15 protein-coding genes and 1 pseudogene are annotated in these 14130 nt (G+C 41.1%); 9 read left to right on the top strand and 7 right to left on the bottom strand.

Going from position 1 to position 14130, the window contains the following annotated elements:
• The 9 genes and pseudogenes from B3394_RS06705 to B3394_RS06665 all read left to right on the top strand — a co-directional run.
• Window positions 1-190: hypothetical protein (locus B3394_RS06705; RefSeq protein ID WP_286914421.1), on the top strand; the 190-nt coding region annotated here is incomplete at its 5' end.
• 68 nt (window positions 191-258) lie between these two features.
• Complete coding sequence (locus tag B3394_RS06700) at window positions 259-633, top strand: hypothetical protein (protein ID WP_177734531.1); 375 nt, start codon at window positions 259-261, stop codon at window positions 631-633.
• Window positions 634-720: 87 nt separating this feature from the next.
• Window positions 721-1269 carry a hypothetical protein gene (locus B3394_RS06695; RefSeq protein ID WP_177734530.1) on the top strand — a complete coding sequence of 183 codons (549 nt, stop codon included), beginning with the start codon at window positions 721-723 and terminating at the stop codon, window positions 1267-1269.
• 123 nt (window positions 1270-1392) lie between these two features.
• Window positions 1393-1845 (top strand): hypothetical protein, encoded by a 453-nt coding sequence (locus tag B3394_RS06690; RefSeq protein WP_177734529.1) that lies wholly within the window; start codon window positions 1393-1395, stop codon window positions 1843-1845.
• Between the two features lie 661 nt (window positions 1846-2506).
• Entirely contained in the window at window positions 2507-3979 is a 1473-nt protein-coding gene (nirK, locus tag B3394_RS06685; protein WP_177734528.1) for a copper-containing nitrite reductase, read from the top strand.
• 120 nt (window positions 3980-4099) lie between these two features.
• Window positions 4100-4417 (top strand): annotated as a pseudogene (locus tag B3394_RS06680) (c-type cytochrome); the annotation flags it as partial.
• Between the two features lie 16 nt (window positions 4418-4433).
• A complete protein-coding gene (locus B3394_RS06675) occupies window positions 4434-5255 on the top strand; it encodes a formylglycine-generating enzyme family protein (RefSeq protein WP_414654262.1) in 822 nt (273 codons plus the stop codon).
• A gap of 10 nt (window positions 5256-5265) precedes the next feature.
• Window positions 5266-5868 (top strand): SCO family protein, encoded by a 603-nt coding sequence (locus B3394_RS06670; RefSeq protein WP_286914420.1) that lies wholly within the window; start codon window positions 5266-5268, stop codon window positions 5866-5868.
• Between the two features lie 3 nt (window positions 5869-5871).
• Window positions 5872-7149, top strand: coding sequence for an alginate export family protein (locus B3394_RS06665; RefSeq protein WP_286914419.1), 1278 nt, complete (start codon window positions 5872-5874; stop codon window positions 7147-7149).
• Between the two features lie 61 nt (window positions 7150-7210).
• On the opposite strand, the gene B3394_RS06660 is transcribed toward B3394_RS06665, so the two are convergent.
• From B3394_RS06660 to nadB, 7 genes are read right to left on the bottom strand one after another with little or no spacing between them, the layout of a single operon-like run.
• Window positions 7211-7660: a CopD family protein gene (locus B3394_RS06660; protein ID WP_286914418.1), complete on the bottom strand. Its 450-nt coding sequence runs from the start codon at window positions 7658-7660 to the stop codon at window positions 7211-7213.
• Window positions 7657-8868, bottom strand: coding sequence for a hypothetical protein (locus tag B3394_RS06655; protein ID WP_286914417.1), 1212 nt, complete (start codon window positions 8866-8868; stop codon window positions 7657-7659). Before B3394_RS06655 ends, B3394_RS06660 begins: the two co-directional genes overlap by 4 nt.
• A gap of 32 nt (window positions 8869-8900) precedes the next feature.
• Window positions 8901-9617, bottom strand: coding sequence for an anaerobic ribonucleoside-triphosphate reductase activating protein (locus B3394_RS06650; RefSeq protein WP_286914416.1), 717 nt, complete (start codon window positions 9615-9617; stop codon window positions 8901-8903).
• Complete coding sequence (gene nrdD / locus B3394_RS06645; RefSeq protein WP_177734522.1) at window positions 9559-9735, bottom strand: anaerobic ribonucleoside-triphosphate reductase; 177 nt, start codon at window positions 9733-9735, stop codon at window positions 9559-9561. The genes B3394_RS06650 and nrdD overlap by 59 nt, the downstream gene beginning before the upstream one ends.
• The gene (locus tag B3394_RS06640) at window positions 9704-11839 is read right to left on the bottom strand and encodes a ribonucleoside triphosphate reductase (RefSeq protein WP_286914415.1); all 2136 of its coding nucleotides are present in this window, start codon (window positions 11837-11839) and stop codon (window positions 9704-9706) included. The genes nrdD and B3394_RS06640 overlap by 32 nt, the downstream gene beginning before the upstream one ends.
• A gap of 18 nt (window positions 11840-11857) precedes the next feature.
• Window positions 11858-12589 carry an iron-sulfur cluster repair di-iron protein gene (gene ric / locus B3394_RS06635; RefSeq protein ID WP_177734520.1) on the bottom strand — a complete coding sequence of 244 codons (732 nt, stop codon included), beginning with the start codon at window positions 12587-12589 and terminating at the stop codon, window positions 11858-11860.
• 19 nt (window positions 12590-12608) lie between these two features.
• Window positions 12609-14123, bottom strand: coding sequence for an L-aspartate oxidase (nadB, locus tag B3394_RS06630; RefSeq protein ID WP_286914410.1), 1515 nt, complete (start codon window positions 14121-14123; stop codon window positions 12609-12611).
• Window positions 14124-14130 lie beyond the last annotated feature (7 nt).

Below are 14130 nucleotides of genomic sequence, written 5' to 3'. Positions count from 1 at the left end.
TTGGGTTTATTTTAGAAAAATTGATTATCATGAAATCAACGATAATGAAATTACAATAGGATTAGAAACCAATTACTATAATTTTGATGAAAATAATAGATGGTCTTCTGAAAAAGTTGAAAGATCATTGGAGAAAAATATTGGACTCGTAATAGGGAAAGACACACTAAAAATTACTCAATGTCAATAAACCCGTAATAGGGTTTTTAGGAGCCCCAAATAGGAGGGTAAATGAATTTTACCTAAATAATTGATATAATGATAAAGATAACAATAACAACATTCTGGATAATTATAATAGCTATATTCTGTAATGGATGTAGTTCATTAAAAGATAAACCATACAATCCCGTAACAGATCTTCCTAAAAAGATTACTGAACGATATGCAATTGACATTGTTACAGATAAAGAAATGGCATTGAAATTAGCCGATATAATTTATAAGGAACAATACAGGAATATTGATTTTGAACAATTAAGACCTTTTACTGTAAACTTAATAGCAGATGGTAAAGTATGGGAAATTATCGCTTCTTCTAAGAAAGTAGGTGTACCAGGAGTGGACAGAACTTATTATTTAAGAATTAATAAAAATACTGCAGAAGTGATTAATTTGTGGGTAAAAAGATAATGTTTTATACTGAAAAACTACAGTTTTCCAAAGGTTTACCGCCTAAACCAAAAAATAAGATTGAATATTATATCTCCTAATATTATTATGAAAAAAAGTATAATAAAAACATCATTTATTCTAAGCGTTTTAAATTTTATAGGATGTACAGGTACAGATTATAACAAAAAAACTGATTTTGATCAATATACAATGGATATTCCTCAAAGCTGGCGTAAAGTTGAACTCAAAGGAATAGATTCACATGTTTTTTTAATTATTACTAAAAATGGTGATTCTATATTTAGTGACTATGGAAAATATTCAGAAAAGTTTGATGAAACTAATAAGGTATTCTCTTATGAACAAATAAAAGAATTTAAATCCTCAGGAATGGATATTACAGGTTTATATTACTCAAAGAAGCCAGAAATAGATCAAGCACAGGGTACATTTTTAAAAGAGTATTACTATTATGATACAATCAATAAAATTACTGGAAAAATTAAAGTTCCTAAAATTACTGGAAAAGGTGAAGTAGGGATATATTTCAGCAACCTTAAAGACAATAATAGTTTAACAATTTCAGGTAAAAACCTTAATGAAGCTGATCAGAACATCTTACTTGATTCATTTAAAAGTATTATGATTAAATAGCGTTTATATTATATTTTCATAATGGAAAGCAATAACAGAAGATGAAATTATGACCTACAGTTGGCAGAGAAATCAGATGTTTTTGCCTTACGGTTATGCATCAATCAAAATTCTTAAGTTCAAATGATCAGAAAAAATATTTTTAGAAATTCTTCTTTTTCAATAGTATATATATTGATGTTCGTTTTTTTGGGAATAATTTCCTGTAAACAAAGAGATAAAGCAAAATCTGTATGTGTAAAGAAGATCTCCTATGATGCTAAAGAATTAACACTTAGTCCATCATTATTGAAAATCATCATTATTGACTCAAATAATGAAATAATTAAAAAAATAGACTCTGGATTATTAAAAGATATTATCCTTTATTCAATAAAAAAAGAGGATTGGGTTTATTTTAGAAAAATTAATTATCATGAAATCAACGATAATGAAATTACAATAGGATTAGAAACCAATTACTATAATTTTGATGAAAATAATAGATGGTCTTCCGAAAAAGTTGAAAGATCATTGGAGAAAAATATTGGATTAGTAATAGAAAATGATACAATAAGAATTTCGAAATGTAAATAGGTAATATATCAAAATATTAATTATGCATAGACAACGATAGCAATGAAAAGAAGTATATTATCATACATATCTTTTGTGTTAGTTTTGGTTTTAATAATTTTAGAAGTTATCATTACTAATAAATATCTTTTTATTGAAGGTTTAAATATGAGAAAGACATTAGTTATTATATCATATTTTATCCATCTTCCACTTTTTATAATCAATTTAATTTTAACCGTAAAAATATTTTTATTCTGTTACAGAGGGAAATTTCAGAATCATCGTAGAGATTTTTACCTTATTTTACCATCACTTCTTTTTTATTTTAGCTGGTTGGTTTATCTTATTTATGGAATAACAAACTAATTTCAAGGTTAATAAACCACTCTGTAATTTATATCCAAACAATAACTTCTGTATAAAAAGGATGGAATAATTTCCATCCTTTTGTATATACTGCTGTTACGCATCATTCTCTGATTTTTATTTGTTTACCTAACCATTATCAGACCTGATTTTACGATCCGATCATCGCTTCCCCTTTTGTCATAACGGTAAGTATTATGACCAATTAGTGTACTGAATATTATTTTTTTCGGGCATGACTGGAATCATAATAAAGCGGTAAGCAAGAGCATAACTTTACCTGACAAATTAAGTTAAACGAAAATCATTAGACATGAAAATCAAATTAAAAATTGTGGTGAGTTTGTTGGTAATAACAACAATTACAATCGGTTTGTTATCATTTAGGGACAAATCACCAGGCGATCCGACAAAAATTAAAGTAGTAGGAGAACAGGTTGCAGAACTCACTTCACCGCCGTTTGTACCCAAGCCTATAGGCAACCGTGCAGCAACAAAACTGATTGTAAACATGGAAATCAAGGAACTGGAAGGCGAAATGACTGCCGGGGTGAAATATGTTTACTGGACCTTTGGCGGTTCTGTTCCGGGAAGTTTTATCAGAACCCGTATTGGAGACGAAGTGCAGTTTCATTTAAAAAACCATCCCGATAACAAGCTGCCGCACAATATCGACCTGCATGCAGTAACAGGACCGGGTGGAGGTGCAACCTCTTCTTTAGTTGCTCCGGGACATGAAAAAGTATTTAACTTCAAATGCCTGAATCCGGGCCTATATGTTTACCACTGCGCTACAGCTCCGGTGGGGATGCACATTGCCAACGGTATGTATGGGCTAATTTTGGTGGAGCCCGAAGGCGGATTGCCTCCGGTAGACAAGGAATACTATGTAATGCAGGGTGATTTCTACACCAAAGGAAATTATGGCGATCAGGGAACCCAGCCTTTCGATATGGAAAAAGCAATCAAGGAACAACCGGATTATGTTGTTTTTAACGGTAAAGTAGGCGCTATAACCGGGGACAATGCCATCACGGCAAAAAAAGGAGAAACTGTCCGTATTTATATGGGTAACGGCGGACCGAACCTGGTATCGTCCTTCCATGTGATCGGGGAAATTTTCGATAAAGTATACCTCGAAGGCGGAAGTGTTATCAATAAAGATGTACAGACCACCTTAATACCGGCCGGAGGTGCTGCAATTGTTGAATTTAAGGTTGATGTTCCGGGTACCTTTATCCTGGTGGACCATTCCATTTTCAGAGCGTTTAACAAAGGGGCTTTAGGTATGTTGAAAGTAGAAGGCGAGCAGGATAAAAATGTCTATTCAGGAACGGTACAGGAAGGAATCTATTTACCGGAAGGCGGAACGATCCAGAATATGCCTAAAGAAAAAGACGCACCCAAAGCGGTTGCTCCCAAAACACTGGACGAAAAACTTAAAGCCGGTAAAGAAATCTATGGCAGAACCTGTTTTGCCTGCCATCAGTCTGAAGGACAGGGCATCCCAAGCGCCTTTCCGCCATTGGCCAAATCAGATTACCTGAATGCCGATACAAAAAGAGCAATCAATGCGGTACTGCACGGGTTGACAGGTGAAATAACGGTAAACGGTAAAAAATACAACAGTGTGATGACCAGCCAGAACCTGACAGACGATGAGATTGCCAATGTACTGACGTATGTGTACAACAATTGGGGCAATAATAAAACCAATGTAACCACAGCAATGGTAAAAGCCGAACGAAGCAAACCGGCACAAAAACTAAAAGATATCCACGAATAAAAGAATAAAATCATGAAAAAAGTAATAGCAGGAGTCGTGATCGCTTGTTTTACAATTGGTCTGACCGCTTTTACAGCTCCGGTAAAAGAAACTGCAGCAAAAAGCAATATGCAAAATGCCGATAAAGGAAAAAGTATCTATGCCAAGACTTGTATTGCCTGCCATCAGGCTAACGGTCAGGGTGTACCCGGTGCTTTTCCGCCATTGGCAAATTCGGATTATCTGAATAAAGACGCTAATCGTGCCATCCGGACAGTTCTTAACGGACTGAGCGGGGAGATAACGGTAAACGGTAAAAAGTACAATGCAATGATGACATCACAAGGCTTGACAGATGAACAGGTTGCAGATGTTTTGACCTATGTGTATGGCAACTGGGGCAATAGCGGTAAAAAGGTCAGCCCGGAAATGGTCAAAGCACAGCGAGGTAAAAAATAAAGTAAAAAAAACAGCCATGTATCAGCCCGATAGAATTGTTGTCAGTCTTATAATCGGTTTTATAACCGTATTCCTGAATGCACAGGAAACAAAAATGGTAACCATAAAAGGGGGGACTTTTGTTCCCCTTTATGGTGCTACCACCGAAAAACCGGTAGCTGTTTCCTCTTTCAAAATAGATGTTTATCCGGTAACCAATGCCGAATATCTGAATTTCGTAAACCGGAAACCGGAATATACCCGTTCCGGAATTAAAGCCATTTTTGCCGATAAAAGCTATTTATCCTACTGGAAAAATGATTTTGATTATGGTGCGAATAAAAGCGATGCTCCTGTGACCAATGTTTCCTGGTTTGCCGCAAAAAAATATTGTGAATGCCAGGGAAAACGCCTGCCCACAATGGACGAATGGGAATATGTAGCCATGGCTGATGAACAAAAAGCAGATGCCCGGACAAGAGAAGAATACAACAAATACATACTGAGCTGGTATGAAAAGTCAAAAACGTATAACAATGCCATAGGGCAGACCTTTAAGAACTATTGGGGCGTTTACGATATGCACGGTCTGATTTGGGAATGGACCTCCGATTTTAACAGCATACTGCTTTCCGGCGAGTCCAGAAAAGACAAGGACACCGATACCAGTTTGTTTTGCGGAAGCGGTGCTGTAAATGCAACCGACCTGATGAATTATGCTGCTTTTATGCGATATGCCTTCCGGGGCAGTTTAAAAGCGAATTATTCAACACGAAACCTGGGATTTCGATGTGCCCGGGATATAGCCCCTGAAAAAGATTTGATAAAAAGTACAACAACTTTTTTAACGGAACAATAAAGCAAACAACATGAAAAAAATACTGTTAGGATTACTGATAATCCTTGCCGGGATACAACATTGTAATTCCCAGGAACAAACCCCGGAAAGGCTTTCGGAAGCCGGGGAATTTTCCGGACTTTCCATCTATAACCTGCCTTCCAGATGGACCACTCAGGACAATAAAGAGATCGAAATGAAAGACCTTAAAGGAAAAGTTCTGGTCATGGTCATGATCTATACTTCCTGTAAGGCCGCCTGTCCCAGATTAATAGCAGATATGCGGCATATCGAGCAGCGGCTGCCGGAAAACATCAAAAAGGATGTCACACTGATTATGGTGAGTATCGACCCCGAAACCGATACGCCCAAACGGTTAAAAGCATTTGCAAAAGAAAACAAAATGGAAGGGGAGCAATGGCTGTTTCTTCGGTCAACGGAAGAAAATACCCGGGAATTTGCAGCGGTACTGGCGGTAAACTATAAGAAGATAACGCCTGTGGACTTTTCGCATTCTAACATCATCAGTGTTTTTAACACCGGCGGAGAATTAACTTTTCAGCAGGAAGGACTTGGCGTCAGCTATGACGAAACGGTTCGTAACATTATTGCTGAGGCAGCAAAACACCATTAAACCATGATGAAATTAGTACAAAAAACAGGCTTGTTATTCAGTTTAATAATAGGCTCGGGCGCCTGTGCCCAGGAATTTGACGCGAATATACAGTTAAGACCGCGTTATGAGTACCGCAACGGCTTTAAAGAGCTGATGAAGGACGGGACACTGCCCACTTCGTTTGTGTCCCAGCGGTCCCGTTTGAATTTAAATTACCGGCACGAAAAATTAAAAGCGGTAGTAACCCTGCAGAATATCAGAGTCTGGGGAGATGTGCCCACAACGGCCGTGTCCGATAAAAACGGGATAGCTCTTTATGAAGCCTGGGCGCAATATGCACTAAACCCCAAATGGTCGGTAAAATTGGGCAGGCAGGTACTGTCCTATGACAATCAGAGGATAATGGGTGAGATCGATTGGGCACAGCAGGGGCAAAGCCATGATGCCCTTTTAATCTCTTTTAAACCGGACCGGCACCAGCTGGATTTGGGGTTTGCCTTAAATTCGGATGCCGAAAAACTGTACCGCGACTTGTACACAACAAGTTACAAGCACATGCAGTATGCCTGGTACCACATTACATTTGACGCACTGGGAATGAGTTTGCTGTTTCTGAATACGGGCTTTCAGTATGAAGCAGCTCCAACCGAATTACGGGAAAACAACCTGCAGACCTTCGGAACGTATCTGTCCTATAAAAAGAGCGGTATCACGGCAGATTTAGGCTTGTACGGACAAACTGGAAAAACGAGAATGGCAACAGATAATGCGACGGTTCGTGCCTTTTATGCAGGGCTTACGCTTAATTATGCCTTGACCAGTAAAGTAAGCATTGGAGCCGGTTATGAATACCTTTCCGGTACCGGACAGGACAATACGGATGCAAAGAACAAATCGTTTAATCCGATATTCGGAACCAACCACGGTTTTAACGGCTTTATGGATTACTTTTATGTAGGGAACTATAAAAACACGGTGGGCTTGCAGGATGTATTCCTGAAACTGGGATATTCGCAGGATAAGTGGCAGTTCAACATGATGCCGCATCTTTTTATGACGGCAGCAACGGTACTTGATCCGCAGCAGACAACCGAAAAAATGGATTCCTATCTGGGTACCGAAATAGACTTTACGGCAACGTATGCCCTCCAGAAGGATATAACCATTACCGGCGGCTATTCCCAGATGTTCGGTTCCGGCACACTGGAAGTTTTAAAATCAGGAAATAAAGGACTGGATAACAACTGGGCCTGGCTTATGATAAAAATCAATCCCAGAATATTCACAACGGCAAAATAATGCTGTGCCGCAGAAATGCCCCGGTAGGATTATCGACTAATCCTACCGGGGCATTTCTATTTTAATGAATCCCGCCGTATCGCACTGTAGAGCCCAATATCAGCATTGCCATTCCGGTTAGTGTAACACAAATGATAAGCAGTCCCATCACGTTCTGGTTGTCTTTATTCAGCTTTGGGATAACAAAAAAACGGGCACATAAGGCAAACAGGAACGTAAGCAGCAGTAACAGCAATTTGGCAGAGATTACGCGTTCTATGGGACTGGAAAAAGTAAACCACTGCTTTACCGGAATTCCGAAATCAAAAGCCATCCAGAGTCCGCTGAGCAGCAGTAACAGCAAAGCCGGCATACCGATGGCTTCATATTTTTTTTCAAAAGTGGTAATGATCTCCGGTTTTTTCTCTTTTATGGCCTGTGGCAGGAACCGGAGGCACAACAGCAGGTGACCGCCTACCCAGATGCAGGCAGCAAGAAGATGAACGATCAATATAAGATGATGGTAATTCATGGTTTGTTTTTTTTGAGGGTTTTTAAAAGCAATACTATTAATCCTAAAGGCAGCAGCAGTGAAAAACTAAATAGGAGTACCGTATAATTGGGGATGGCTCCTTTGCCGAAAAAGAAATAGCTGCCCTGTAAAAAAAGAAGTATTTCTGTAGCCAGAAACCCGCTTAAGAATAGGAAAAGCCCAAGTTGGCTTTTTTTATTGTTTAAAAAATTTAAGGCAGGATTTGCTGCTACAAACAGAAAAACGGCACTGTTGATGATCCCAAGCATAAGGAGGTGGATAAAACCAATGGTAAAATTCCGGATATAATGGGAAGCTTCGGCTATTTCATTCCATATCGTAAAGCACTGCAGGGCAATTTTCAGCAATAAAGAAATCAGGCCGACACCAGCCAGTAACCGGATAAGGAACGGTTTGTCCTGAAGATAGCGCAGCAAAGGAATGCGGCAAAGCTGATAAAAAAGCAATAAGGCAATAAACTGCAACAGTACTCCGGCGGCATTCGACCAGTACAATACGGCATTCGGAAAATACCAGTTTAGCGGTAATCCTAACGTTAGTATGGTTGCCAGGATGAGCAGATTAAAGAAATAACGGAATTTTTTAATGTGGGCGGCATCATTGCTGTCAGGCTGATTGAATAATAATGCCAGTACAGCAAAGAGAAACCAGCCGTTAAACTGAAAATGAAGAAAAAATTGTATTGCCGATTGGTATACGGCAGGATTTTTAACACCCGTAGCGCCGATGATTCCCAGTGACCACACACCCGCAGTGGATACAAGCATAAACACAAGAGCAGCTTTCAGTAGTTTCCGGCCGGAAGCGGATTGGCTTTTTTGCTCTTTCCAGATTTTATAACAAAAGCAGTAACTGCAAAAGATATGAGCTGTCGAGAAAAATATTGAAAACAGGGCATAACCCTGGATCGGGAAGCTGACCATCATTCCGAAAACGGAACCTTGTGTCAGCCAGAATAAGCGGTTATAATACGGTTTTTCCCGTTCTTTTTCCGGTACAAAATGTTGTAGTAATAATCCGTACAGCACCAGATACAGCCATCCCAATATAGCGGTATGGGAATGCCCGTGCAGCAGGAAAGTATAATCAAAAGGCAGCGGGGTTAGCTGGGAAAGCCGGAGAAAAGCCCCCATGAGGGAAGCTATGAAAAAATTAATAAGGCAGACAATAAACCAGCTTTTTTTCATTTCAGATTATTTTTGATGGACAGCAGGGAGAACTATTCTCTAAAAATAAGGCAGATTTTCGAGCTGTAAAAGTTTTCTTTTTTTAATTTGGTCTGTGAAACATCCAGTTTTGCCAGCGTCGGGACATTATTCATATAATGCTGTATATAATAATTTCCGGTATATCCTTTTTCTTCCAGATAATCAACCATCCAGATAAAATCCGATTCCGGAATCAGATCCGAATGTACCGTCGTCCGGATCTCAAAAGGTAGCCCGGCAGCGAGTAATAATGATAATGACTGTTCGAAATCTGGAAATAAATCCGATTGGGTAATGTGCTGAAATTGGTTGGGTAATGCTTTAAAATCCAGTGCGACATAATCAATTAAGTGGTGTTGCAGTAATTGTTTTAATAACAACGGATTAGAGCCGTTTGTGTCAATCTTTACTGCAAATCCCATGGCTTTGATTGTAGTAATAAAAATATGGAGATGACGGTGCAGCGTACATTCGCCGCCGCTAAGCACAACGCCGTCCAGCAGTCCTTTCCGGGATTCGAGAAAGCGGTAAATATCCTCAAAATCCAGTGTGCCTTTTCCCAGTACAATTTCAGGATTATAACAATACAAACACCGCATATTACAGCCTGCAAACCAAACGATGCAGGCTGATTTATCCGGGTAATCCAGTAAGGTAAAAGGCGTGATATTATAGATCGGTCCTTTTGGTCTTACTTTCGCTGAAATGTGTGCGTTGCTGGTGTTCACCTTTTTTTCCTATATTAAAACTTTCTACCGGTCTGTGGTAGCCCATTACTCTTGTATAAACCAGACATTTACTTCTTTTGTCCGGTTCACTTTCCAGAAACTGTTGTTGTGTTTTCATATATTGTTGAATTAAGTTGATATGCTTCCCATAGTTGTGTGTCACATTTCGGACAGTATTCGTGTTCCCCGTTCAGGTAACCGTGAACCGGACAGATACTGAAAACCGGTGTTACCGTGATATAAGGGAGTTTAAAATTGACAAGTACTTTTTTAATAAAGTTTTTACAGGCTTCCGGGGTACTGATTTTTTCCCGCATGTATAAATGCAGCACGGTACCGCCGGTATATTTGCATTGCAGGGAATCCTGTAAAAGCAGCGCCTCAAACGGATCTTCGGTATAGCTCACCGGAAGCTGCGAACTGTTGGTATAATAAATATTTTCTCCCTGTCCTGCCTGGATGATGTCCGGAAAACGCTTTTTATCCTCTTTAGCAAAACGATAGGTCGTTCCTTCTGCCGGTGTGGCTTCAAGATTATACAGATTGCCGGTTTCTTCCTGAAAGGCGGTCATCCGGAGCCGGATGTAATCCAGTATTTCCGAAGCAAACCGTATTCCGGAAGCACTGGTAATATCCTGTTGCTGCGCGGTAAAATTCAGGATCATTTCATTCATACCGTTCACACCGATAGTCGAAAAATGATTCCGGAAATGCGTCAGGTACCTTTTGGTATATGGATACAGACCGCGGTCAAACATTTGCTGGATAAAAGCCCGTTTCTTTTCCAACGTAGTCTTTGCTATTAACAGCAGTTCGTCCAGGCGTTCATACAGTTTTTGCTGATCGTCCTGATAGAGGTAGCCCAGACGTGCCATATTGATCGTAACCACGCCAATACTGCCGGTCATTTCGGCACTGCCAAAAAGGCCGTTACCGCGTTTTAAAAGTTCTCTCAGGTCCAGTTGCAGACGGCAGCACATACTGCGTACGGCATTGGGCTTGTAAGCATTCGGGTTTTCAATTTTGTTTCCGTCAGCATCGGTCATATACTGGCTGCCGATAAAGTTCTGAAAATAGGAAGAACCTATTTTGGCAGTGTTTTCAAACAACAGTCCGGTATTTTCTCCTTCCCAGTCAAAATCTTCCGTAATGTTTACGGTCGGGATCGGGAAGGTAAACGGCTGACCGTTGGCATCGCCTTCGGTCATCACCGTATAATAGGCCTTATTAATAAGATTCATTTCCTGCTGAAAATGCCCGTAGGTCATGTCCGTAAGTTTTCCGGCTTTCCTTTCGCCGGCAAGGCGGTTCAGCTTTTCGTTTTCTAATGCGGTAAACAGGTGCAGCCCGTTTTTGGTAGGGATCTGCTCTTTTAAATCGGCAGGAACAACCCAGTCCAACGTGATGTTTGTAAACGGCGATTGTCCCCAGCGTGCCGGAACATTCAGGTTGTAAACAAAGCTGCGGATCGCTTTCAGCACGTCGTCAAAAGAAAGCTGGTCTTTAAAAACATAGGGCGCCAGATAGGTATCAAACGAGCTGAATGCCTGGGCACCGGCCCATTCGCTCTGGAGAATCCCTAAAAAGTTTGCCATTTGCCCCAACGCTTCCCGGAAATGGGAAGGTGCTTTGCTTTCAACCCTGCCGCGAACACCGTTAAAACCTTCATCAAGTAAAACCCTGAGGCTCCAGCCGGCACAATACCCGGTCAGGCAGTCCAGATCGTGTATGTGTAGGTCACCGTTGCGGTGGGCATATCCTTCTTCTTTAGAATAAACTTTGTCCAGCCAGTAATTGGCAATGATTTTCCCGGCGGTATTGTTAACCAGCCCGGCATTGGAATAGGACGTATTGGCATTCGCATTAATGCGCCAGTCGGTCTGCATGATGTATTCTTCTATCGTCTGGGTACTGTTTACATAAGTAGTATCGTCATTGAGTCCGTTAATGTGTTCGCGCTGTAATTTTCGCGTATGCCGGTACACCATAAAGGATTTCATGACATCAAAGTAGCCCCGGTCAAATAGCGCTCTTTCAATGCTGTCCTGAATGTCTTCTACCGCCCATAAGTTTTTCTGTTGCAGCAGCAGCAATACCGAATCGTAAATATCCGGATCAAAAGTTTGGGAAACACTGTGAAAGGCCTTTTGGATGGCGTCCTTTATTTTAAAGCTTTCAAAGTGTTCGTAAATACCGTTTCGTTTGATGACATACTTTTTCATACTGGCGCTGTTTGGTGGTTAGGTATAGGATTCAAAATTTTTTTCCAGTGCAATGGCTCTCGGAAAAAGGATATTGTTTTCAAGATGGATGTGCTTGTGTAGGTCATTTTCGAAGGCTTCCAGCATGGCAAAGGTTACCCGGTATGTATTGCAGGCATCGGCAGGCGGGGTGTAGTTATCGGTTATTGCCGCAATTTTGCGAAAGCGTTCCCCTTCGGTATCGTGTTCTTCTTTCATCATGGCTACCGGATTTTCGACATTGCCGAAATGCGGCTGCTCGATAGGATGGTGGTAGAGCTGTGCATTGACCATTTTCCGGATAAACGGGAAAAGAATCAGTTCTTCTTTTTTCAGATGTGCTGCCAGATCGCCTGCTGATTCGGAAAAGAGCGTATTTACTTCAAACAGTTCCGGATGTCTTTCGCCGTGCACTTTGCACAATTTAGACAGAAACTGCAGTAATACCGGCGTTTTTTCGGTGATATACCGGTGATGGGTTTTTTCAATATAATCGGTTAATAAATCCAGAGGCCAGGAACGGTAATCAATGGATTCCGATTCATTATTACTCAGGATCGTTTCGAGTTCGTCCTGAAGCATGTCCTGGTCGATTCTTTTTTTAGTACAGACTTCTTCCAAAGTGCGGTGCCCTTTGCAGCAGAAATCGATTCCGTATTTTGAGAATAAGGCTGCAGTTCTGAAATCCTGAGCAACAATTTCTCCGATAGTTATTTTAGTATTGGCTTCCATAGTTGAAAAAATATAATTATTAAGTCAGTTGGGTGACGTTTTTAGAATGTTTGGTTTGTTCGACAATTAAAGAGGCTACGGTAAGCATGTTGATCAGTTCGATAAAAGACGGTGTGATCTTCTGCTTACTGTTAATCTGGTCGGCTGTGGTTTTAAGCTGTTTGATGGTATTTAATGCTGTTTTGGCTTCTTTATCGGTATAAAAAGCAGTCATGGCCTGCTGCAATTCTTCTTTTAATGCCGCAAATCCGGAATCAGGATTGTCTGGTAAAACGGACTGCTGCTTATTCATAAAGATCAGGGATGAAAAGGCAATGGTATCAATGGTCTTGCAAATGTGCTCCGATCCCTGATGGGCAAATACAAGGGCTTCCAGCAGCGAATTGGACGCGAGGCGGTTTTTGCCGTGCAATCCGGTACAGGAACATTCCCCGATGGCATACAGGTTTTTAACCGTTGTCCGGGAATGCTGGTCTACGGTTATACCGCCACACTGATAATGTGCTGCCGGTACCACGGGAATCAGGTCTTCCTGAGGATTTAACCCGATAGTGCGGCAATAATCGGTGATGGTCGGGAAGTGCCGGTAGAACGCATCGTAATCAAGGTGTCTGCAATCGAGATAGACGTGTTTTCTGCCGGTTTTTTCCAGTTCGCTATTGATGGCCTGCGATACGATATCCCGCGTGGCGAGTTCGCCGCGGGTGTCATATTTAAAAAGAAAACGCTTTTGGTTTTCATCCACAACATAGGCGCCGAAGCCTCGCAATGCTTCCGATAACAGGAAAAAAGGATGTTTGTTTGCTTCATAAAGCGCAGTAGGATGGAACTGTATGTAGTGCAGCTGTTCAATTGCCGCTCCGGCACGATAGGCCATGGCAACACCGTCGCCGGTGGCAACCTCCGGATTGGTGGTATTTTTAAAAAGCTGACCGCAGCCACCGGTACTCAGTACAATGGATCTTGCCCGGATATGTTTGATGCGGTGTCTGGTTTTATTAAAATAGAAAACACCGGAACAATATTCCTGATCCATTTTGTCTTTTTCGGTACTCAGGTCAACACACAGCTGGTTTTCCAGTAACCGGATGTTGGGTAATTGAGGGATTACCGCCAGTAATTTCCGTTCTATTTCCAGTCCGGAAATGTCTTTATGATGCAGTATACGGTTGCGGGAATGCCCGCCTTCCAGTCCCAGATCCCAGATTCCGGACGGTTTTGTATCGAAAGCAATGCCCATAGTGAGCAGTTCTTCTATTCTGTCCGGAGCCTGCTGAACGACCATGCGGACAATTTTTTCATTGCAACAGCCGCCACCGGCACTCAGGGTGTCCTGTATGTGCTGTTCGTAGCTGTCGTTTACCAGATCGGTCACTGTGGCGATTCCGCCTTGAGCATAACGGGTATTTCCGGTATCGGCCAGGGATTTGGTCATGATAACAATGGAAAGATCCGGGCGTTTCTGAGCCGTTTTGATGGCCAGAAATAAACCAGCCAGCCCGGAGCCTATGATGAGTATGTCTGTTTTTTCCATTTTTAAA

This window comes from Flavobacterium sp. UBA4197 (assembly GCF_002379575.1).
In the GTDB taxonomy this organism is placed as follows: Bacteria; Bacteroidota; Bacteroidia; order Flavobacteriales; family Flavobacteriaceae; genus Flavobacterium; species Flavobacterium inviolabile.
This window is presented reverse-complemented; position numbering and strand designations above follow the sequence as displayed.

Coding starts and splice junctions, on each gene's coding strand:
- nadB (WP_286914410.1), bottom strand. CDS start 14,123: ATGGAAAAAACAGACATACTCATCATAGGCTCCGGGCTGGCTGGTTTA.
- B3394_RS06675 (WP_414654262.1), top strand. CDS start 4,434: ATGTATCAGCCCGATAGAATTGTTGTCAGTCTTATAATCGGTTTTATA.
- nirK (WP_177734528.1), top strand. CDS start 2,507: ATGAAAATCAAATTAAAAATTGTGGTGAGTTTGTTGGTAATAACAACA.
- B3394_RS06665 (WP_286914419.1), top strand. CDS start 5,872: ATGATGAAATTAGTACAAAAAACAGGCTTGTTATTCAGTTTAATAATA.
- B3394_RS06640 (WP_286914415.1), bottom strand. CDS start 11,839: ATGAAAAAGTATGTCATCAAACGAAACGGTATTTACGAACACTTTGAA.
- nrdD (WP_177734522.1), bottom strand. CDS start 9,735: ATGAAAACACAACAACAGTTTCTGGAAAGTGAACCGGACAAAAGAAGT.
- B3394_RS06670 (WP_286914420.1), top strand. CDS start 5,266: ATGAAAAAAATACTGTTAGGATTACTGATAATCCTTGCCGGGATACAA.
- B3394_RS06690 (WP_177734529.1), top strand. CDS start 1,393: ATGATCAGAAAAAATATTTTTAGAAATTCTTCTTTTTCAATAGTATAT.
- B3394_RS06660 (WP_286914418.1), bottom strand. CDS start 7,660: ATGAATTACCATCATCTTATATTGATCGTTCATCTTCTTGCTGCCTGC.
- B3394_RS06700 (WP_177734531.1), top strand. CDS start 259: ATGATAAAGATAACAATAACAACATTCTGGATAATTATAATAGCTATA.
- ric (WP_177734520.1), bottom strand. CDS start 12,589: ATGGAAGCCAATACTAAAATAACTATCGGAGAAATTGTTGCTCAGGAT.
- B3394_RS06695 (WP_177734530.1), top strand. CDS start 721: ATGAAAAAAAGTATAATAAAAACATCATTTATTCTAAGCGTTTTAAAT.
- B3394_RS06655 (WP_286914417.1), bottom strand. CDS start 8,868: ATGAAAAAAAGCTGGTTTATTGTCTGCCTTATTAATTTTTTCATAGCT.